Below are 18,513 nucleotides of genomic sequence, written 5' to 3'. Positions count from 1 at the left end.
TTTACACTCCCTCTGAACTTACGGACGTCATGAAACAGGTACGCGACCGTAACGTGCGCTACTGACGCGGGTTGCATGAACCTGACACAACATCGTGTTCATCGAGGGAAAGGGTTGCCAGGGCGCCGTTGCGAAAAGAACCGGATCGGATCCGCGCGGCCGGTCGCAGCGCGATGGCCCGATGCAAGGAATTGCGGGAGGTAAGCGAACGAGCCGGACACGGAGGTCCGGCTTCGATCGCACGCCGGATCAGTCGCGAAGCAGCTCGTTGATGCTGGTCTTTGAGCGGGTGCGCTCGTCCACCCGCTTCACGATCACCGCGCAGTACAGGCCAAGATTGCCGCCGCCAGTGGAGCCGGGCACGACCACGGCATAGGGTGGCACCTCGCCCATGAACGTCTCACCGGTGGCGCGGTCGATGATCTTTGTCGATGCGCCCAGATACACGCCCATCGAAAGCACGGCGCCCTCGCCGACCCGCACGCCTTCGGCAACTTCCGAGCGGGCACCGATAAAGGCGCCATCACCGATGATGACAGGATCGGCCTGGAGCGGCTCCAGCACGCCGCCGATGCCGACGCCGCCGGACAGATGCACATTCTTGCCGATCTGCGCGCAGCTTCCGACCGTCGCCCAGGTGTCGACCATCGTGCCCTCACCGACATAGGCGCCGATGTTGACGAAGCTGGGCATCAGGATTGCGCCCTTGCCGATGAACGCTCCGCGGCGTGCGACACTGCCGGGAACGGCACGGAAACCGGCAGCGCGGAACTCCGCCTCGCTCCAACCGGAGAATTTGGACGGCACCTTGTCGAACCAGTGGCCCGCGCCCGGGCCATTGTCGATCAGCGCATTGTCGTTGAGCCGGAACGACAGGAGCACCGCCTTTTTCAGCCACTGATTGACGCGCCAGCCGCCGTTGCCGTCCGGCTCCGCCACCCGTGCCGCGCCGGAATCGAGCAGGGCCAGCGCACGGTCAACGGCGATCCGCACCTCGCCAGCCGTGCCGAGCCCGATCTCCGCACGATCTTCCCAGGCCGTGTCGATGATTGCTTCCAGATCGCTCATGCCGATTCCAATATCCCCTGAAGCCACGTGGTCAGATCGTGCGTCGTATAGTCGATGAAGCTGCGATCGGGATCGCTGGCCTGTTCGGAGCCGTTATCGACCCAGACGGTGGTCATTCCGATCGCCTTCGCCGGCGCGAGATTGCGCGCCATATCGTCGGCGAACAGCGCGGTGGTCGGATCAATGGACAGAGTAGCGCACAGACCCTCATAGGCCGACGGTGCGGGCTTCGGCGCCAGATCCATGGCGTGAATATCGTGGATCGCCTCGAACGATTCGCCCAGGCCAAGTCGTTCAAGCACGCGCGTTGCGTAAGGCGCGTCGCCGTTGGTGAAGACCACCTTTCGCCCCGGCAGCTTGGCAACGGCCGCGGCCAGCGGGACATTCTCCTCCAGCACGTCCATTTCGATATCGTGGACGAAGGCAAGGAAATCGGCGGGATCGACGTGATGCTCCGCCATCAGCCCGGCCAGCGTCGTGCCGTGGCCGAGGAAATAGGCCTTCTGGATGCGGCGCGCCTCCACGCGATCAACGCCGAGCAAGCGGGCAATGTAGTCCGTCATCTTCACGTCGATGCGCGCAAAGAGATCCGCACTCGACGGATAGAGCGTATTGTCGAGATCGAAGATCCAGGCGCGGACATGGGCTAGACCTGGCAGCATGGCGCATCCGTTACGAAGGGGAGCGCGGTTCGGCAAGCATATCCTCCTTTGCCCATCCCAAGGCGAAAATTGGCGCTCCGCGGCCTTGCGGCAGCGGGAATAGTCGAGCTTGGGGGCGGCGAAGCGCAGGACGGTTGCGAAGCACAACCCTTCCGCCCACATCCCTTTCATGACCAAATATTCGCTGCTCGATCTCGTCCCCGTCGTCGAAGGCGGCACCGTCGCCGGCGCGCTCGCCAATGCGGCAGACCTCGCCGCCCATGCCGAGGCGCACGGTTTCAACCGCTATTGGGTCGCCGAGCATCATGGCATGGAAGGCATCGCCTCCGCCGCCACCGCAGTCGTGATCGCCCATGTCGCCGCCGCAACGCGGACGATCCGCGTGGGGGCCGGCGGGATCATGCTTCCCAACCATGCGCCGCTTCAGATCGCCGAACAGTTCGGCACGCTCGACGCGTTGTTCCCGGGCCGTATCGACCTTGGCCTCGGCCGCGCGCCGGGCAGCGACCAGCGAGTGGCGCGCGCGATCCGCCGGACGCTCGACAGCGACCCCAATGCGTTCCCGAACGATGTGGTGGAGCTGCAAAGCTATCTTGCCAACGATGGGCGTACCGGCATTGTCGCCACGCCGGGCGCGGGCGCCAAGCCAGAGATGTGGATCCTCGGCTCTTCGCTTTACGGCGCGCAGCTCGCCGCGATGCTTGGCCTGCCCTATGCCTTCGCCTCGCATTTCGCGCCCGATGCTCTCGACCAGGCGATGGAAATTTACCGCCGCGACTTCCGCCCCTCGGCGCAGCTGGATCGGCCTTATGCCATGGCGGGCTTCAACGTCTTTGCCGCCGACAGCCGTGAGGAAGCGGAGCTGCTTGCAAGCTCCCAGCAGCAGCAGTTTGTTGCCCTTCGCACTGGCAACCCCGGCAAGATGAAGCCGCCGGTCGCCGGCTACCGCGACACCTTGCCGCGCGCCCATGCTGCGATCCTGGACCAGGTGCTGTCCTGCAGTGCGATCGGGGATCGGGATGATGTGGCTGCGGGCATCGCTGCTTTCGTGAAGCGCACGGGCGTGGACGAGGTGATGCTGACCAGCAGCATCTACGACCACGACGCCCGCAAGCGCAGCATCGCCATCGCGGCCAAAGCGATGCGCGTGCCCGAAGCGGCGTAAGCCCTCCCGACACACGAACGGGACCGCGCCCATTGGGGTGCGATCCCGTTTCGTCAGGTAGCGCGAGTTCGGCGCATCCCGCGCGGGCGCGGCGTTGCGCCGCCCACGCCCCTTCCAATGGCTCAGGCGGCGACGCGCACCGCATCCGACTTAGCGCGCACGCCGAGCAGGTGACAGATCGCGAAGCTCAGCTCCGCACGGTTCAGCGTGTAGAAGTGGAATTGCTTCACGCCGCCGGCGTAAAGCTTTCGGCACAGCTCAGCCGCGAGGGTTGCCGACACCAGCTGCCGCGCGCCGGGCAGATCATCGAGGCCAGCGAACAGGCGCCCCATCCATGCCGGAACCTCCGTGCCGCACATGGCCGACATGCGCTGCACAGCCGCAAAATTGCTGACCGGCATGATGCCGGGCACGATTTCCGCGTTCACACCGGCGGCAGCCACCGCATCACGGTAGCGGAAGAACACGTCGGGCGAGAAGAAGAACTGACTGATCGCGCGGGTCGCTCCCGCGTCAATCTTGCGCTTCAGATTGTCCAGATCGATCGTCGCATCGGCGGAGTCAGGATGACATTCCGGATAGCAGGCGACCGAAATCTCGAACGGATGGAGCCGCCGCAATCCCTCGACCAATGCGGCAGCATTCTCATAACCACCGGGGTGTGCCGCATAGCGTTCCCCCGCGCGCGGCGGGTCGCCGCGAAGGGCCACGATGTGGCGAACGCCGGCAGCCCAATATTCACTGGCCACCGCGTCGATCTCTTGGCGCGTCGCCTCCACGCAGGTGAGGTGAGCCGCGGCAGGTACATCGGTCTCCCGCGCGATCCGCGCCACGGTCGCATGCGTGCGCTCCCGGGTGGAGCCACCGGCGCCATACGTAACCGACACGAACCGCGGCCCGAGCGGCGCGAGCGTGCCAATCGAATCCCACAGGGTCGCTTCCATCGCCGCCGACTTGGGCGGGAAGAATTCGAAGCTCACGTCGATGTCGCCCGCCACGTCGGCGAACAGCGGCGCTTCAAGCGCGTGGCGCGCTTCCTCGAGCTGATTGATCGATAGGGTCATGCCGCCTTTACCTCGTGAATTGTGGCACCCTGCTGCTTTATGCCGCCAGGGGCCGGCTTGCGCCCAAGCCAGATCTTCACCGTCAGTTCGCCGCCTTCCAGCGTCTCCGTCTGCTCCACCGCCAGCCCGGCAGTGTCGAACCAGCCGCGGATCTGGGCGTCGGAGAAACCCAGACGGGTGTGCGCATCCTTGGCGCGCAGTTCCTCGCGATCATGCGGCGCGAAATCGGCGATGAGCAACCGTCCGCCGGGTGCCAGTGCGCGCGCAGCCTCGACGATCGCGGCACCCGGCTGCTGCGCATAATGAAGCACATGGTGGACGATGGCGACGTCTGCACCGCCATCCGACACGGGAAGCGAATAAAGGTCCGCCTGGCGCAATTCCGCGTTCGCCAAGCCGCGCTCGCCGATCTTGGCACGCGCAATGCGCAGCATCTCCGAACTGCGGTCGATGCCCAAGGCCGTGCTGGCGCGCGGTGCAAACAGCTCGATCATCCGCCCGGTGCCGGTGCCGATATCGACGAGGCGGCCAAGCGGTTCATCGCCGAGCAGTCGCCGCATGGCACCTTCGACCTCGCTCTCCGCGATGTGAAGCGAGCGGATCGCATCCCATTCGGTCGCGTGCGCCTCGAACCATTGCGATGCCGACGCCGCCCGATCCGCCCTGACCGCGGCGAGGCGGGCCGCATCGGTCGCCCCTTCCGCATCCGCGGCTTTCCCGTCCAAGGCATCGATCGCAGCCATCACTGGCTCGACCAGACCTGGCGCCCCGAGCGCGACGAAGACCCAGCTGCCCTCCTTGCGACGCTCCGTCAGCCCGGCATCGCAAAGGATCTTCACATGCCGGCTTACGCGCGGCTGGCTTTGGCCCAGCACGAGTGCGAGCTCACCAACGGACAGCTCCATCGACCGCAACAGGCGAAGAATGCGGAGCCGCGAGGAGTCCGCCAATGCTCGAAAGGTTTCCAACGCCTGGGTCACCCCAGCACATATAAAGATATCTTTATATGTCGTCAAACCAAGACGGATTCCGCTGCGATGATGGGCGGCAAACAATCGTTGCGGAGCCAAAACGCCTGCGCCACGTTTGTCGCGCTGTCACCGCTTGCGGTTTCGGGTAAACAAGAGGGAGAGAGTTGATGAAGTTTTTCGCCATTGCCGCCGGCCTCGCCACTGCTGCCGCGCTCGGCGCATGCAGCCCCAAGGCCCAGAATGAGACCGCTGAAGCAGCCAATGCGGTCGGCTCCGATGTGAGCGCCACGACCGAAAACGCGGTTGATGACGTGGATGCGGCAACGGACGAGGCGCTGGGTTCGGCCGAAGCAACCCTGGACAATGCCGGCGCCAAGGCTGAGCGCGGCGCAGATCGGGCCGGCAACGCCATCTCGAACTCCGCCGATCGCGCAGCCGACGCCACCGGCGAGGCGCTGACCGATGCTGGCAATTCGCTGAAGGATTGATGATCCGCACGATCAGGGGGGCGCAGCTAGCGCTCCCCTTCTTGCTGCTCGCCGCCTGTTCCGGCGATCCCGCGACGCCCGGCGCGCCAACGGCAGATGAAGAACGGCAGCTCAATGATGCAGCGGCCATGCTGGATGCCAACAGCATCGCCCTCGACAATCTTGGTGACGGAGCCTTGAAGTGAAGCAGCGCCTGGGTTCCTCCGACCTTGAAATCGCGCCACTGGTGCTTGGCGGCAACGTCTTTGGCTGGACCGCCGATCGTGCGGCGAGCTTTGCGGTGCTGGACGCGTTTGTGGCTGGCGGCGGCACGATGATCGACACCGCGGACGTCTACTCCGCCTGGGTGCCGGGCCATCGTGGCGGCGAGTCCGAAGCGATGATCGGCGAGTGGCTGCAGGCATCAGGAAAGCGGGATGACGTACTGATCGCCACCAAGGTCGGCATGCTGCCCGGCGAGGGCGGGGAGAAACTCGCGCCTGCACGCATCGCGGCGGCCTGCGAGGCATCGCTCAAGCGGCTCGGCACCGATCGCATCGATCTTTATTTCGCGCACCAGGACGATGAAGATACGCCGCAGGAGGCCGCGCTGGAGGCTTTCGGCCGCCTGGTTGATGCCGGTAAGATCCGTGTCGTCGGCGCATCGAACTTTCACGCCGCGCGCCTGAAATCCGCCAACGAAGCGGCCCGCGCCGCTGGCCTGCCGCGCTATGACGTGCTCCAGCCAGAATACAATCTTGTCAGCCGGCACAAGTTCGAAGGCGAGCTTCAGGATTATTGCGTTGAGCAGAACGTAGGCGTGGTGCCCTATTACGGCCTCGCCTCAGGCTTCCTCACCGGCAAATACCGGTCGCGCGACGATTTGTCGAAAAGCGTACGTGGAGGCCGGATGGGCGAGTTGCTCGAAGGCAAGGGCGGCGAGGTGCTGAAGGCGCTCGACGCAGTGGCAGCCGAAACCGGCGCAACGCTCGCGCAGATCTCGCTTGCCTGGCTGATCGCGCAGGACGGCGTCACGGCGCCGATCGCCAGTGCGACAAGCGTGTCGCAGGTCGAGGAATTGCTGCCCGCCATGACGCTGTCGCTGTCCACCGAGCAACTCGATCGCCTCACCACGGCGGGTGCCTGATTGATCGGCGGATAGCGACGCAAGCGCGTCGGTTCCGGCTATGAACAATGCTGCTGGCGACGTTCGAGGCTGTACCGCCATTAACCCTGTCACGTCAGCCCACCGCAACCATCCCGCATTAGGACAGGATCATGCTTCCCCGGGGCCGCCTCCTTCTCTTGCCGCTTGCCATTGCGGCCGGGGCCATCGCCTTCGCCGTAACGCGAACCGCTCCACCCGAGCCGGAGCCGGCACCCGTCGCCAAGACCGTGCCGGCGGCAGCTCCATCATCGCCCCTCGTTTCCGAGCCTAGTCCTGCGCCAGAGCCTGATCCGGGCGCCTATACGATCAAGTCGATCCTGCCGATCGAGGGCCCGATGAAAATGGGCGAGCATCATTGGGATGAAAGCGCCGCGCCAGCGACGGGCACGATCGTCATCACGGTTGATCTCGCCGCCCAGGTGCTCAGCGTGTTCCGCGACGGTCATGAGATCGGCGCAGCGGCGATCCTGTTCGGTGCCGATGCGAAGCCGACACCGCTGGGCGTTTACCCGATCACGCAGAAGAGCAAGGACCACGTCTCCAACATCTACAACGCGCCGATGCCCTACATGCTTCGCCTGACCAACGATGGCATCGCGGTGCACGCCAGCGAAGTGGCCGACGGCTATATGACGCACGGTTGCATCGGCGTGCCCCTGGCCTTCGCCAAGAAGCTGTTCGAGACGGTGACGCTGGGCGACAAGGTCATCATCACTCGAGGGGAAACCCTGGCAGTGGGCGAGCCTGTCAAGGCAATCTGACGCGGCGGACGACCCCGGTGCTCAATCCCCCGCAAAGGTCAGGGCGCTGACCCGCCGCTCCCGCTCGTTGATCGTCAGCGCGCGGCCGGCCGGCGCCGCAGCGCGTTGCGGGCAATCCTGACGGAAGCACTGGCGACACCCAAGTCCGATCGGCATCGCGGGGCCGGCAAGATCGAAGCCGCGCGCGACCGTCAACGTGCCGGCATGTTCCACCGCAACGCCGATCCCCACCGCGAACTCGGCCGACACCAGGCCATAGCGCTGCCCCTGCGGCGTCACCGTGCGCGCCATCGTCAGCCACCGCTCGCCATCTTCCAGCTCGACCAGCTGAACCGCGAGATGCCCCGGCCGATCGAAGGCGTGATGGAGGTGCCAGAGCGGACAGCGCCCCTCCGCCTCGACCAGCGCAGCGCCACTCGCCCCGGCATAGCGCTTCGATGACTGCCCGGCGCGATCGACGCGGATCATGAAGAATGGCAGGCCGCGCGCGCCGACGCGTTGCAGCGTCGTCAATCGGTGCGCGACATGCTCGAACCCGGCGCCGAAGCGTCGCTGCAACAGCTCGATGTCATAGCCGGTCGCCTCACACGCGCGCAGGAAGCGGGCGTAGGGCATCATCACCGCGGCGGCGAAATAGCTGGCGAGATGGCGGCGGAACAGGCGATCGGCGGCGATTTGACCGAAGCCCGCGCCCGCCACTAGTGCATCGATCTCGCCGCGCGCTTCGATCAGCGCCAGCTGGAACGCAGCGGCAAAGGTACGGCTGGCGGGATCGAGCAATTCCGATAGCTGAAGCTGGCGGGCGTGAAGGTCCAGCCGGCGCAGCACGTCGGGCATCACGTCGACCGGCAGGATTCGGATCGCGAGGCTGTGCTTGACCCGCAGCCGCTCGGAAATCGCGCCGTACAAATCACCGGTGCCAAGCCGCAGTTCATCGGCCAGGGCCTCCGCCGCCGCGTCGAGATCGGGAAAATGGTTGCGCCAGCGCCCGATCTCCCGCCGCACCAGCGCCACGGGATCATCGCCGGGTGCCGCCGCCGCCGTCCCCTGCCCCATGCGGTCGAAGGCGCGCGCAAAGGCCTCCGCCCCGCCGGGCGCGGCGGCCAGCCATTCCTCCAGTTCGTTGCGGTCGATCTCCAGGTCAGCGAACATCGGGTCCGCCAGCCGTCGCCGCATCGCGTCGCGCCCGCCGCCTGGCTCAGCCGCCATCAGCGAGCGCGGATCGAAATCGAACGTCTCGGCCAGTTTCACCAGCAGGGTCGCCGATACGGGGCGCTGGTTGCGTTCGACGAGGTTGAGGTAACTGGGACTGATCGCCAGCATCTCGGCCATCGCCGCCTGGCTCAGCGCCTGCTGCCGTCGCAGCCGCCGTACCACATGCCCCGCCATCAGCTTGCGCTCTGCCATGCCATGACGCTGGCCGACCGCCGGCTTTATGTCAATTATTTACAGCATTACCAATGATCCCGGCGCCCGGTGCGACCCGATGACACCGAATCACCTCGGCATCGCGTTGTGAATTCCGGCTCCATGCTGTTTCTATGATCGCAGTTGTAAGCATTCACACAGGAGAACGACCATGGACGCTACCCCGCAGCGCAGCCGCGCCGTTTTCTCGACCGAGGACTTCGGCCTCATGAAGGAAGCCATCGGCGAGTATATCAAGAAGATCGCCGACGAGCCCCGCTCGGCCAAATTCTCCAACCTTTATCACCGCCTCGGCCGCCTCGGCTGACCGATCCAGACTGCGGGACCGGTCCCGCGTGCCACCATCCGCGACAGGAACAATCATGACCTACCAGGAACAGACCAGTCAGATCGGCCAGCTCGTTGCCAGCTACAATGGCACGTGGGACGGGATCGACGCTGAATCCGTGGCGCGGATGCGGCTGCAGAACCGGTTCCGCACCGGCCTCGACATTGCGCGCTACACCGCCGGCATCATGCGCCGCGACATGGCCGCTTATGACGCCGATCCGGCCAATTACACCCAGTCGCTGGGGTGCTGGCACGGCTTCATCGGGCAGCAGAAGCTCATCTCGATCAAGAAGCATTTCGGCACCACCAAGGGGCGGTATCTGTACCTTTCCGGCTGGATGGTCGCGGCGCTGCGCAGCGAGTTCGGTCCGCTGCCCGACCAGTCAATGCACGAGAAGACCAGCGTTCCCGCGCTGATCGAGGAACTCTACACCTTCCTGAAGCAGGCCGATGCCCGCGAACTGGGCATGATGTTCCGCGATCTCGACAAGGCGCGCGAGAGCGGCAACGAGATCGAAGCGCAGCGGCTGATGCAGGCAATCGACAATTACGAGACGCACGTCGTGCCGATCATTGCCGACATCGACGCGGGCTTCGGCAATGCCGAGGCGACGTACCTCCTCGCCAAGAAGATGATCGAGGCGGGCGCCTGCGCGCTCCAGATCGAGAACCAGGTATCGGACGAGAAGCAGTGCGGTCACCAGGACGGCAAGGTCACCGTGCCGCATGAGGACTTCCTCGCGAAGGTCCGCGCCTGCCGCTACGCCTTCCTCGAACTGGGCGTCGACGATGGCATCATCGTGACGCGCACCGACTCGCTCGGCGCCGGCCTCACCAAGCAGATCGCCTTCTCCAAGGAGAAGGGCGATATCGGCGACCAGTACAACGCCTTCCTCGATTGCGAGGAAGTGACCGACCTGTCGACCCTGCGCGGCGATGTGGTGATCGAGCGTGACGGCAAGCTGATGCGCCCGAAGCGGCTGCCGTCCAACCTGTTCCAGTTCCGCGAAGGCACCGGCGCCGATCGCTGCGTGCTCGATTGCATCACCTCGCTGCAGAATGGCGCCGACCTGCTGTGGATCGAGACGGAGAAGCCACATATCGAGCAGATCGCCTCGATGGTCGACCGCATCCGCGAAGTCGTGCCGAATGCGAAGCTGGTGTACAACAACAGCCCGAGCTTCAACTGGACGCTGAACTTCCGCCAGCAGGTGTTCGACGCCTGGGTGGAGGCCGGCAAGGACGTGTCCGCCTATGACCGCGCCAAGCTGATGAGCGTCGATTACGACGACACCGATCTGGCGGCAGAGGCCGACGAGCGGATCCGCACCTTCCAGAAGGATGCGGCGGCGCGGGCCGGCATCTTCCACCACCTCATCACGCTGCCGACCTATCACACCGCGGCACTGTCGACCGACAATCTCGCCAAGGAATATTTCGGCGACGCGGGCATGCTCGGCTACGTGAAGGGCGTGCAGCGCAAGGAAATCCGCGAAGGCATCGCCTGCGTGAAACACCAGAATATGTCGGGCAGCGACATCGGCGACGATCACAAGGAGTATTTTGCTGGGGAGGCCGCGCTGAAGGCGGGCGGCGTCCACAACACGATGAACCAGTTCGCGGCGTGAGGCGGTCGCCGTAGCAATCGCTACGGCACGCCGACCTGACGCCCGGTCAACAGCGCGGCTCTGCGGCGAGGATGACCGAAAGTTTCCTGGGGAGGAAAGGTGCCCGTCGGTGGTTCGCCACTGGCGGGCATTTCCGTGTTTCGCCGCATCGCGCAAGCACTTGAGCGGCAGACCGGACAATGACAGAACCGGCGACATGACGCGATTTGTCGCCACGATCGCCGCGCTTCTGCTGTCCCTGGCTGCGCTGCCCGCCCATGCGGCGGTGGTCATCACCTTTTGGAGCCACGAGTTCGGCAACCACTTCCCGCACGCCTTTTTTACGCTGAGAGGCACGCCGGATGCCGGCGGCGAGGCGGTCGACCTCAACTATGGCTTTACCCCCAAGGCGATTTCGCCGGCCATTCTGTTCGGCCCTGTTGGCGGGCGCATCGACATTGCCAAGCGCAGCTACATGGAAGGGAGCGATGCGCAATTTTCGCTGGTTCTCACCGATGCGCAATATGCCGCGATCCTGCGGCTCGTCGATGAATGGGACGAGAAGAAGGGCGACGGCACCTACCGGATGAACACGCGCAATTGCGTGCATTTCGCACAGGAAGCTGCTCGCCGAGCCGGGCTGACGCAGGTGGAGTTCCCCGGTCTGATGAAGAAGCCGCGTTCATTCCTGAAGGCAGTGGCACAGGCGAATGCAACACAGGTGACGGTGATCGACCGTCACGGCAAAGAATATCTGGCAGCGCTGGATGCCGAAAAGCAGGCGAGCCCCACACCGATGGTCGCGAGCAATGCGCCCGCTGCAGTGAACGAAGCAGCCCGCTGAACGCTCAGGAGGAAGCGGGCACCAGTTCGATCACGTCCAGCAGGGACTCAAATGCCGGCAGCGGCAGAACGAGTCTCCATCGCCGATCCCCCACGCGATCAACGAAGCCGGCCATGTCACGGCTATTGTCCCGGCCGTAGGCGATGGGCCGGGTCTCGTCGGCCAGCATCAACGTACCCAGGAACACGGGGCGCCCAGCGGGATCGGGGAAGATGCGTCCGACCGGCCGCTGTGAACCATTGATCTTTTCGAAGCGGAGCAGCGAACCCTCGCGCTCGATCCGACAGGTGAACGGCGGATAGCCGGTGAAATCGCGCATACCCACGGCCTTGCCACCGAGCTTGAACATGCGGCACCGATAGCTTCCCGGCGGCGGGATCGGATCCGCGAGGCGCACATCGGGCAAAAGCAAAGCGCCTTGCGCGGAGATCGCGGCGCCCGCCCCGCTGACGCGGGCGCGGCTGAGGGCATCAAGCCAGGTCGACCGCCATTTACGCAGCCGATCGCGATCTGCCAGCGTTGCCATCCGTCGCCAATCGGCAGGCGCTGTGGTCGCACCGGTGGTGACCGGCGAAGCAGCTGGTGCCGGGACGCTTGCAGGCGCCGGGCGTCGGCCACCGCAGCCAGCGAGTGTCGCCGCCGCCATCGATGCAATCAGCACCCGCTTCACGCTGCCGGCCCCTCCCCAGTTACAGAAGGGCTAGCCCGCGATCACGCGGCGGTCCAGCCGCCGTCCATGGAAAGGTTGGCCCCAGTGATAGACGCTGCCTCGTCCCGGCACAGGAACAACGCAAAGGCCGCCACCTGATCCGGGGTCACGAACCTCTTCGTGGGTTGAGCGGACAGCAGCACGTCGTTGATCACCTGATCACGGGTGAGGCCGCGCGCCTTCATGGTGTCGGGGATCTGATTCTCGACCAGTGAGGTCCAGACATAGCCAGGAGAGATGCAGTTGACGGTTATACCATCAATTGCCGTTTCCAGCGCCACCGTCTTGGTAAGCCCGACCAGACCGTGCTTGGCAGCGACATAGGCCGACTTATTGGGACTGGCGACGAGGCTGTGGGCAGATGCGGTGGAAATGATGCGTCCCCAGCCGGATGCGCGCATGTGCGGAATGGCAGCGCGCATCACATGAAAGGCGCTGGTGAGATTGATCGCAAGGATGGCGTCCCACTTCTCCGGCGGAAAGTCGGCAACCGGTGCGACATACTGAATGCCTGCGTTGTTGACGACGATGTCGGGCCCGCCGAGCTCCGCATGGCAGCGCGCAACCATCGCCTCGATAGCCTCGGGCTTCGTCATGTCCGCTGGATCGTGAACCGCCCGGGCGCCGCTCGCGTCCGCCAATGCGGCGCATTGCCGTTCAATGGCCTGCGCATCGCCAAAGCCATTGATCATGACGGCCGCTCCGGCCTCCGCCAGCGCGCTTGCATAAGCCGATCCGATCCCCGAGGTCGAACCAGTCACCAGCGCTGTCTTGCCCTTCAGAAACATGGTGCGTCTCCCACCGCGCGGCCGGGCATGTTCGGCCTTTGCCCGGGCTCCGTTCAATCGCGATCGGATGATGCGCCGATCGAACGCGGATGATCAACCCGCACCAGTTGCAACCGCCCCTCCTCCTCGCGCATTCATACCGCACCGGTAACGAAGGAACACCGCAATGCGGCTCGACGATTTCGACAACGACATCAACGTCGAGGATCAACGCGGGCAAAGCTTCGGCGGTGGCGGTGGTGGTGGTCTGCTCCTGGGCCTGCTGCCGCTGATCGGGAGTCGCTTCGGTTGCGGGGGCATCGTGGTGGTGCTTCTGATCTTCGCCGTGTTCGGTGGTCTCGGGAACATCGGCGGCCTGCTTACTGGTGGCGGCAGCGCGCCGCCCACGCAGGTCAGCCGCAGCGGCGCGGGAAGCGCGGGCGGATCCGGCGCAGCGGCCGCCTGCTCCGTGGACGCAGCCACCCGATCGACCTGCAACGCCTTTTCTTCGGCGGAAAACACCTGGGAGCGGCTGTTCGCCCAGTCAGGGCAGCGTTTCCAGGCGCCCAAACTTGTCTTTTACGGTGGCCAGGGCATGTCAGGCTGCGGCGCGGCATCCTCGGCAATGGGGCCGTTCTACTGCCCATCGGACCAGGGCGTCTACATCGACACCAGTTTCTTCCAGGAACTGGAGCAACGCTTCCGCGCAGCTGGCGACTTCGCCCAATATTATGTCGTGGCGCATGAATTTGGCCACCACATCCAGACTTTGACGGGCGCCTCGGATCAGGTCCGTCGTGCGCAGGCAAGCGCCAGCAGGGCGGAAGGCAACGCATTGTCGGTCAGGCTGGAGCTTCAGGCCGATTGCTATGCGGGCGTTTGGGCGGCGCAGAACCGCAACCGATTGGAGCCGGGCGATATCGAAGAGGGCATGACTGCGGCAGCCGCGATCGGTGACGATACGCTGCAGCGCGAGGCGCAGGGCCGTGTCGTTCCGGAGAGCTTCACGCATGGCACGTCGGCTCAGCGACAGGCATGGCTGCGGCGCGGACTGGAAAGCGGCGATCCGGCCGTGTGCGATACGTTCAGCGGGGCGATCTGACCGCGATCACGCAGCGCTGACGTCGGGCGAGATCGACATCAGCGGAGCGGCAAACGAGCGCCGCGGCCGAAACCGCAGCGCCGTCGACGATATCAAATGCGAACGAGCATCTTGCCCTTGTTCGCGCCGGTGAAAAGACCGAGGAATGCGTCGGGTGTCGACTCCAGACCCTTGAACACCGTCTCTTCGCGGGTGATGCTCCCGTCATTGAGCCAGCGGCCCATGTCCGTGTAGAAGTCAGCAGCACGGGCCAGATGGTCTCCGACCAGAAAGCCCTTGATCGTCACACGAGCGCCGATGACCTTCGCCAGATATTTAAGCGATTGGGGCTGGCCCTCATTGTAGATGTCGATCATGCCGCAGATCGCAAAGCGCGCGTTCATGCGCGATGCGAGCAGCGCCGCGTCGAGATGATCGCCGCCGACGTTGTCGAAATAGACGTCGATTCCCTCCGGTGCCGCCCTGGCAAGTGCCTGCACCACATCATCCGACTTGTAATCGATGACTTCGTCGGCGCCGAGCGACTTCACCCAGTCGCACTTCGCCGCGCCCCCGGCCGACCCGATCACCGTCATGCCCTTCGCTTTGGCGATCTGAACGACGGTAGAGCCGACCGCCCCGGCCGCGGCGGACACGAACACGATATCGCCTGCCTTCGCCTGCGCCACATCAAGCAGCCCGAAATAGGCGGTCATTCCCGGCATGCCGAACTGACCAAGGAACGCTTCTTCTGGCACGTCGATCGGCGGCAGCGGCTGCACATGCTGGGCGGGCAGCACCGCCTCCTCGCGCCAGCCAAGCATATGCTGCACCTTGGTGCCTACCTTGATGCCTTCGGCGCGGCTTTCCACCACTTCGCCAATCGCTCCACCCTGCATCGGCTCACCAAGGGCGAACGGCGGAACGTAGCTCTTCACGTCGTTCATCCGGCCGCGCATGTACGGATCGACAGAGAGCCAGCGATTGGCGACACGGACTTCATTGTCGCCCAACGGCGCGGAAGGCTGGTCAATCAGCGCGAAATCGCTGGATGTGGGCATCCCCTTGGGGCGCGAGTGCAGAGTCCAGGCACGCGGCATCATTCTCTCCCATATTGTCCGGTTGGCGCATTCATGCCCGAGCGCCGGGCACAAAGCAAAGAGCCCGGGCATCATACCCGGGCTCCCCGCTCGCCTGGCCGCAGAGGGAAACGGCTGGCGGTTGGCTAGTCTCGATCAATAAGTGCCGGAGAAGCTGCGATCGAGGTTCGTGCGGCGTTGATTGTCATCCTGACCGCCCGACTGATTACCGCTCTGAGTCCCGCCCTGTTGACCACCACGGCTCCGCGTCTGATCCCCGTAGCCGAACAATGCGGAGTTATTCTCCTCATCGCGCCAGTGCTTCTTCGCTTCGTCGGCCGTCTTCGACAGCGTCACGTTCGTATCGACGCTGGCGATCCAGCTCGACGGGATCGAATGATGATGGCCCTCAGCCTCCGGATCATTCTTTGTCAGCAGGATCCGGTCACCGCGAACCTTGTCGACGGTGCCGACATGCGTGCCGTCGGAGCCGACCACATCCATATGCTCCGTCACCTTGTTGAGCGATTCCCGCTGCGTCTGGCGAGTGGTGCGCCAGCTCGAAAACTCGTTCTCGAACTTGCTGCGGTTCTCACGCCGATACTCGTCATAATCGCGGTCGAGCGCTGCGATCTGCGTCCGGCGCCAGGAGCCATAATCGGAGTCGCGATCATAGGAATCCTGATCGCTGTAGCCGCGCTCGTCATAGCGCATGTCCGCTTCACGACGGCGCTCCGCCTCCTCGTCGCCGAACCAAGAACGGACTTCATCCCCCGCGCGCGCAAAGAAGCCGCGATCGTCATAATCATAGCCCTGCGGCACGCCGCGATAGCCACCGCCTCGCTGGCGATTGCCACCACCCATGCGATCACCGCCCATGCGATCACCACTCATGCGTTGACGCTGGCCGCCATATTCCTGGCCGCGGAAGCGATCGCCGTTGTCGAACCGGCGCCCCGCGCCATAGCCGCCACCACCACCATAGCCGCCGCTGCTGCTGCCGTAGCCACTGCGATGGTCATCCGAGTCATAGCGCGCCCGGCCGTAGCGATCGCCCGACGACTGGCCATAACCGAAGCCGCTGCCGCTGCGCTCGCCCCAGTCACGCGTATCGTTGTCGCGATCGCTCCAGCCGCGACCACCGCCGCGCCGGCCATAGCCCTCACCTGATCCGTAGTTCCGGTCGTTGTCGCCACGCTCGCCATAAGGAACGAAATTGCGCGTGTAATCGCGATCATCATCGTCGTCATGGCCGCGATTGCGGCCGCGATCGAAGGCGCCGGCGGCGCTATATTCGCGTGCACTGGAATAGCTGTAGTCGCGCCCCGAGCCGAAGTCGCGGCCGAAGTCCTGCGGGTCGCGGCGCCCGTTGTAATCGCCACGGGAGTAACGATCGTAGCCCATGTCCAAACTCCTTACGTCTGCGGACAGCGCCGGACTGTGACGCCCGGTCACGGTGCTGATTCAAGTTATGACGAAGGCGAATGTTCCGCTGCTGGCGGGCGGTTTCGGCCAGCTGCATCGGGCGAGCGGCCAAGCCATTCCGATGATCGTGCCGGCGATGAAACAGAAGGCGTTGCATGAGCGCGCGGGCCAAGCTAAGGGCGACGCTCCCGGCTTCGCCGGGTTCCGGGCGGGGCCGTAGCTCAGATGGGAGAGCGCTGCAATCGCACTGCAGAGGTCAGGGGTTCGATTCCCCTCGGCTCCACCACCCGCCGGTCTGTTGATCGCTTTAGCCCTCTTTCCTGACGAACTTTGCTGCGCCGCGGCGTGACTTTCCTGCGCGCGGGTCGTTAAGTCGGTCGTATGAGTGACGATCTGCCCGAAGCGATTCCCGCTGCCACCCTGATCATCTTCCGCGAAGCTGCGAACGGCCCACCCGAATTGTTGATGGTGGAGCGGGCGAAGGCGATGGTTTTCGCGGGCGGCGCAATGGTGTTCCCGGGTGGCCGGATCGATTCGGGCGACCATGTGCTGGCAGAGCTGAACGGTGGCGGCGACGAAATGGCCGCCCGGATCGCGGCGGTGCGTGAAACGATCGAGGAGGCCGGTCTGCCAATCGGCCTTTCCTGCCTGCCCACCGCCGAGCGGTTGGCGCAGATGCGGGTTGCCCTGCACGGGGGAGCGACCCTCGCCGAAGCGCTGGCGGAGGCGGAGGCAACGCTTGATCTGGAGCAGCTTGTACCCTGGGCGCGCTGGCGCCCGGCGCATCGCAATATGCGCATCTTCGACACCCGGTTCTATCTTGCCGAGTTGCCCCGCAACGCGCCGCACGCCACGGTCGACCGCACGGAAAATGTCCGCCTGGTCTGGGCAACGGCACAACAAGTTCTGGCAGACGCCGATGCCGGCAAGCTTGAAGTGATTTTCCCCACCCGGCGCAATCTGGAACGTCTCGCGCAGTTCAACAGCTTTGCCGAGGCGGCGGCCCATGCGCACGAGACGCCGATCCGCACCGTTACGCCCTGGTCGGAAACCCGGAATGGTGAAGAGCATCTCTGCATCCCCGACGATTGCGGCTACCCGGTCACGTCGGAAGTGATCGCGAGCGCCATGCGGGGCTGATGCCGCGCCGGAAACGCGCGCGCGGACGCGTGCGCCGCATCCTGCGCTGGCTGGTGATACTAGCAGTGAGCGGGTTGCTTGGGCTGCTCGCTTATGGCTGGCTCAGGCAACATCCCGAGGATACGCCATGGGCGCCGCTCGACCTCGCGCAGCCAATCGGCATGTTCACAGGTCGTAAGCTGGTTTCGCTGGGCAATGATTTTCCACGCTGCCGAGCGCTGCTGGATCGGGCAGGCATTGAATACACCGCGCTCGCTGAAGTCAGGGAGGGCGCGCGATGCGGCTATGCGGATGGTGTGCGCTTCGCGGCGGACGATCCGCGTATTACTCCCTTCACTCCAGGGCGGCTTGGCCTCGCCTGCCCTGTCGCCGCAGCATTGGCGCTGTGGCAATGGGAGGTGGTACAGCCAGCCGCGGAGCGCCACTTCCGCATGCGGGTCACCGCGATCGAGCATCTCGGCAGCTACAATTGCCGGCGCCTTTATGGTCGAAGCAGCGGCGATTTCAGCCAGCATGCCACCGCCGATGCCGTCGACATATCGGGATTCAGGCTCGCGGATGGACGACGGATCACGCTGGCTGGCGATTGGTCGAAAAAGGGACCAGAAGCAGCGTTTCTTCGTGATGTGCGCGATGGAGCATGCCGCGTGTTCGCAACCGTCCTTTCACCCGCTTACAACGCCGCCCATCGCGACCATCTGCATTTCGATCAAGCGGACCGGGGCACCATGGGATGGCGCTCGTGCCGATGATACCACGGTCGCGGTCCCGACCGGC

The 18,513-nt window shown here is 64.8% G+C and carries 21 protein-coding genes and 1 tRNA gene; 13 read left to right on the top strand and 9 right to left on the bottom strand.

Annotated features, from left to right (window positions below):
- Nucleotides 1-249: 249 nt before the first annotated feature.
- Both dapD and LK535_RS07225 read right to left on the bottom strand, forming a co-directional pair.
- A complete protein-coding gene (dapD, locus tag LK535_RS07230; protein WP_227771236.1) occupies nucleotides 250-1,068 on the bottom strand; it encodes a 2,3,4,5-tetrahydropyridine-2,6-dicarboxylate N-succinyltransferase in 819 nt (272 codons plus the stop codon).
- The gene (locus tag LK535_RS07225) at nucleotides 1,065-1,730 is read right to left on the bottom strand and encodes a pyrimidine 5'-nucleotidase (protein WP_227771235.1); all 666 of its coding nucleotides are present in this window, start codon (nucleotides 1,728-1,730) and stop codon (nucleotides 1,065-1,067) included. The genes dapD and LK535_RS07225 overlap by 4 nt, the downstream gene beginning before the upstream one ends.
- Before the next feature lie 169 nt (nucleotides 1,731-1,899).
- On the opposite strand from LK535_RS07225, the gene LK535_RS07220 reads away from it, so the two are divergent.
- Nucleotides 1,900-2,895 carry an LLM class flavin-dependent oxidoreductase gene (locus tag LK535_RS07220; RefSeq protein WP_227771234.1) on the top strand — a complete coding sequence of 332 codons (996 nt, stop codon included), beginning with the start codon at nucleotides 1,900-1,902 and terminating at the stop codon, nucleotides 2,893-2,895.
- 122 nt (nucleotides 2,896-3,017) lie between these two features.
- Here the strand turns inward: LK535_RS07220 and metF are convergent, their stop codons facing one another.
- Together metF and LK535_RS07210 are read right to left on the bottom strand one after the other, a co-directional pair.
- Nucleotides 3,018-3,959 carry a methylenetetrahydrofolate reductase [NAD(P)H] gene (gene metF, locus LK535_RS07215; RefSeq protein WP_227771233.1) on the bottom strand — a complete coding sequence of 314 codons (942 nt, stop codon included), beginning with the start codon at nucleotides 3,957-3,959 and terminating at the stop codon, nucleotides 3,018-3,020.
- Complete coding sequence (locus LK535_RS07210; RefSeq protein ID WP_227771232.1) at nucleotides 3,956-4,939, bottom strand: ArsR/SmtB family transcription factor; 984 nt, start codon at nucleotides 4,937-4,939, stop codon at nucleotides 3,956-3,958. Before LK535_RS07210 ends, metF begins: the two co-directional genes overlap by 4 nt.
- 158 nt (nucleotides 4,940-5,097) lie before the next feature.
- Here LK535_RS07210 and LK535_RS07205 point away from each other — a divergent pair, with 158 nt between their 5' ends.
- The 4 genes from LK535_RS07205 to LK535_RS07190 all read left to right on the top strand — a co-directional run bounded on the left by LK535_RS07205 (nucleotide 5,098) and on the right by LK535_RS07190 (nucleotide 7,326).
- The gene (locus LK535_RS07205; RefSeq protein ID WP_227771231.1) at nucleotides 5,098-5,418 is read left to right on the top strand and encodes a hypothetical protein; all 321 of its coding nucleotides are present in this window, start codon (nucleotides 5,098-5,100) and stop codon (nucleotides 5,416-5,418) included.
- Nucleotides 5,418-5,603 carry a hypothetical protein gene (locus tag LK535_RS07200; protein ID WP_227771230.1) on the top strand — a complete coding sequence of 62 codons (186 nt, stop codon included), beginning with the start codon at nucleotides 5,418-5,420 and terminating at the stop codon, nucleotides 5,601-5,603. Before LK535_RS07205 ends, LK535_RS07200 begins: the two co-directional genes overlap by 1 nt.
- Nucleotides 5,600-6,544: an aldo/keto reductase gene (locus LK535_RS07195; RefSeq protein ID WP_227771229.1), complete on the top strand. Its 945-nt coding sequence runs from the start codon at nucleotides 5,600-5,602 to the stop codon at nucleotides 6,542-6,544. The genes LK535_RS07200 and LK535_RS07195 overlap by 4 nt, the downstream gene beginning before the upstream one ends.
- A 131-nt stretch (nucleotides 6,545-6,675) precedes the next feature.
- Nucleotides 6,676-7,326 carry a L,D-transpeptidase family protein gene (locus LK535_RS07190; RefSeq protein WP_227771228.1) on the top strand — a complete coding sequence of 217 codons (651 nt, stop codon included), beginning with the start codon at nucleotides 6,676-6,678 and terminating at the stop codon, nucleotides 7,324-7,326.
- A gap of 21 nt (nucleotides 7,327-7,347) precedes the next feature.
- Here LK535_RS07190 and LK535_RS07185 read toward each other — a convergent pair whose 3' ends face one another.
- Complete coding sequence (locus LK535_RS07185) at nucleotides 7,348-8,733, bottom strand: helix-turn-helix domain-containing protein (protein WP_227771227.1); 1,386 nt, start codon at nucleotides 8,731-8,733, stop codon at nucleotides 7,348-7,350.
- Between the two features lie 172 nt (nucleotides 8,734-8,905).
- Here LK535_RS07185 and LK535_RS07180 point away from each other — a divergent pair, with 172 nt between their 5' ends.
- The 3 genes from LK535_RS07180 (at nucleotide 8,906) to LK535_RS07170 (ending at nucleotide 11,535) form a co-directional block, all read left to right on the top strand.
- Nucleotides 8,906-9,061 (top strand): hypothetical protein, encoded by a 156-nt coding sequence (locus LK535_RS07180; protein WP_164518819.1) that lies wholly within the window; start codon nucleotides 8,906-8,908, stop codon nucleotides 9,059-9,061.
- Between the two features lie 55 nt (nucleotides 9,062-9,116).
- Nucleotides 9,117-10,712, top strand: coding sequence for an isocitrate lyase (locus LK535_RS07175; RefSeq protein ID WP_227771226.1), 1,596 nt, complete (start codon nucleotides 9,117-9,119; stop codon nucleotides 10,710-10,712).
- A 196-nt stretch (nucleotides 10,713-10,908) separates the two neighbouring features.
- Nucleotides 10,909-11,535, top strand: a complete 627-nt coding sequence (locus LK535_RS07170) for a hypothetical protein (protein ID WP_227771225.1) — start codon at nucleotides 10,909-10,911, stop codon at nucleotides 11,533-11,535.
- Nucleotides 11,536-11,539: 4 nt separating this feature from the next.
- On the opposite strand, the gene LK535_RS07165 is transcribed toward LK535_RS07170, so the two are convergent.
- Both LK535_RS07165 and LK535_RS07160 read right to left on the bottom strand, forming a co-directional pair.
- Nucleotides 11,540-12,205: a DUF4893 domain-containing protein gene (locus LK535_RS07165; protein WP_227771224.1), complete on the bottom strand. Its 666-nt coding sequence runs from the start codon at nucleotides 12,203-12,205 to the stop codon at nucleotides 11,540-11,542.
- Nucleotides 12,206-12,246: 41 nt separating this feature from the next.
- Nucleotides 12,247-13,032 carry a 3-hydroxybutyrate dehydrogenase gene (locus LK535_RS07160; RefSeq protein WP_227771223.1) on the bottom strand — a complete coding sequence of 262 codons (786 nt, stop codon included), beginning with the start codon at nucleotides 13,030-13,032 and terminating at the stop codon, nucleotides 12,247-12,249.
- A gap of 166 nt (nucleotides 13,033-13,198) precedes the next feature.
- Between LK535_RS07160 and LK535_RS07155 the strand changes: the two genes are divergently transcribed.
- A complete protein-coding gene (locus LK535_RS07155) occupies nucleotides 13,199-14,113 on the top strand; it encodes a neutral zinc metallopeptidase (RefSeq protein ID WP_227771222.1) in 915 nt (304 codons plus the stop codon).
- A gap of 92 nt (nucleotides 14,114-14,205) precedes the next feature.
- Here LK535_RS07155 and LK535_RS07150 read toward each other — a convergent pair whose 3' ends face one another.
- Both LK535_RS07150 and LK535_RS07145 read right to left on the bottom strand, forming a co-directional pair.
- Entirely contained in the window at nucleotides 14,206-15,192 is a 987-nt protein-coding gene (locus LK535_RS07150) for an NADP-dependent oxidoreductase (protein ID WP_227771221.1), read from the bottom strand.
- Between the two features lie 135 nt (nucleotides 15,193-15,327).
- Nucleotides 15,328-16,575: a DUF2171 domain-containing protein gene (locus LK535_RS07145; protein ID WP_227771220.1), complete on the bottom strand. Its 1,248-nt coding sequence runs from the start codon at nucleotides 16,573-16,575 to the stop codon at nucleotides 15,328-15,330.
- Nucleotides 16,576-16,642: 67 nt separating this feature from the next.
- On the opposite strand from LK535_RS07145, the gene LK535_RS07140 reads away from it, so the two are divergent.
- From LK535_RS07140 to LK535_RS07125, 4 genes are all read left to right on the top strand, one after another.
- Complete coding sequence (locus LK535_RS07140; protein WP_227771219.1) at nucleotides 16,643-16,816, top strand: hypothetical protein; 174 nt, start codon at nucleotides 16,643-16,645, stop codon at nucleotides 16,814-16,816.
- Nucleotides 16,807-16,882: transfer RNA gene (locus tag LK535_RS07135), tRNA-Ala, on the top strand. The genes LK535_RS07140 and LK535_RS07135 overlap by 10 nt, the downstream gene beginning before the upstream one ends.
- 95 nt (nucleotides 16,883-16,977) lie before the next feature.
- Nucleotides 16,978-17,736, top strand: a complete 759-nt coding sequence (locus LK535_RS07130; protein WP_227771218.1) for an NUDIX hydrolase — start codon at nucleotides 16,978-16,980, stop codon at nucleotides 17,734-17,736.
- A complete protein-coding gene (locus LK535_RS07125) occupies nucleotides 17,736-18,488 on the top strand; it encodes an extensin family protein (RefSeq protein ID WP_227771217.1) in 753 nt (250 codons plus the stop codon). The genes LK535_RS07130 and LK535_RS07125 overlap by 1 nt, the downstream gene beginning before the upstream one ends.
- Nucleotides 18,489-18,513: the final 25 nt, after the last annotated feature.

The organism is Sphingomonas sp. IC4-52 (genome assembly GCF_020707225.1).
Taxonomy (GTDB): domain Bacteria; phylum Pseudomonadota; class Alphaproteobacteria; order Sphingomonadales; family Sphingomonadaceae; genus Sphingomonas.
The sequence above is the reverse complement of the archived record's forward strand: the minus strand, read 5'-3'. Positions and strand labels throughout refer to the sequence as shown.

What these genes read in the sequence shown, in the direction of transcription:
- dapD (WP_227771236.1), bottom strand. Translation starts at nt 1,068, where the DNA reads ATGAGCGATCTGGAAGCAATCATCGACACGGCCTGGGAAGATCGTGCG.
- LK535_RS07225 (WP_227771235.1), bottom strand. Translation starts at nt 1,730, where the DNA reads ATGCTGCCAGGTCTAGCCCATGTCCGCGCCTGGATCTTCGATCTCGAC.
- LK535_RS07220 (WP_227771234.1), top strand. Translation starts at nt 1,900, where the DNA reads ATGACCAAATATTCGCTGCTCGATCTCGTCCCCGTCGTCGAAGGCGGC.
- metF (WP_227771233.1), bottom strand. Translation starts at nt 3,959, where the DNA reads ATGACCCTATCGATCAATCAGCTCGAGGAAGCGCGCCACGCGCTTGAA.
- LK535_RS07205 (WP_227771231.1), top strand. Translation starts at nt 5,098, where the DNA reads ATGAAGTTTTTCGCCATTGCCGCCGGCCTCGCCACTGCTGCCGCGCTC.
- LK535_RS07200 (WP_227771230.1), top strand. Translation starts at nt 5,418, where the DNA reads ATGATCCGCACGATCAGGGGGGCGCAGCTAGCGCTCCCCTTCTTGCTG.
- LK535_RS07190 (WP_227771228.1), top strand. Translation starts at nt 6,676, where the DNA reads ATGCTTCCCCGGGGCCGCCTCCTTCTCTTGCCGCTTGCCATTGCGGCC.
- LK535_RS07185 (WP_227771227.1), bottom strand. Translation starts at nt 8,733, where the DNA reads ATGGCAGAGCGCAAGCTGATGGCGGGGCATGTGGTACGGCGGCTGCGA.
- LK535_RS07180 (WP_164518819.1), top strand. Translation starts at nt 8,906, where the DNA reads ATGGACGCTACCCCGCAGCGCAGCCGCGCCGTTTTCTCGACCGAGGAC.
- LK535_RS07175 (WP_227771226.1), top strand. Translation starts at nt 9,117, where the DNA reads ATGACCTACCAGGAACAGACCAGTCAGATCGGCCAGCTCGTTGCCAGC.
- LK535_RS07170 (WP_227771225.1), top strand. Translation starts at nt 10,909, where the DNA reads ATGACGCGATTTGTCGCCACGATCGCCGCGCTTCTGCTGTCCCTGGCT.
- LK535_RS07160 (WP_227771223.1), bottom strand. Translation starts at nt 13,032, where the DNA reads ATGTTTCTGAAGGGCAAGACAGCGCTGGTGACTGGTTCGACCTCGGGG.
- LK535_RS07155 (WP_227771222.1), top strand. Translation starts at nt 13,199, where the DNA reads ATGCGGCTCGACGATTTCGACAACGACATCAACGTCGAGGATCAACGC.
- LK535_RS07150 (WP_227771221.1), bottom strand. Translation starts at nt 15,192, where the DNA reads ATGCCGCGTGCCTGGACTCTGCACTCGCGCCCCAAGGGGATGCCCACA.
- LK535_RS07145 (WP_227771220.1), bottom strand. Translation starts at nt 16,575, where the DNA reads ATGGGCTACGATCGTTACTCCCGTGGCGATTACAACGGGCGCCGCGAC.
- LK535_RS07140 (WP_227771219.1), top strand. Translation starts at nt 16,643, where the DNA reads ATGACGAAGGCGAATGTTCCGCTGCTGGCGGGCGGTTTCGGCCAGCTG.
- LK535_RS07130 (WP_227771218.1), top strand. Translation starts at nt 16,978, where the DNA reads ATGAGTGACGATCTGCCCGAAGCGATTCCCGCTGCCACCCTGATCATC.
- LK535_RS07125 (WP_227771217.1), top strand. Translation starts at nt 17,736, where the DNA reads ATGCCGCGCCGGAAACGCGCGCGCGGACGCGTGCGCCGCATCCTGCGC.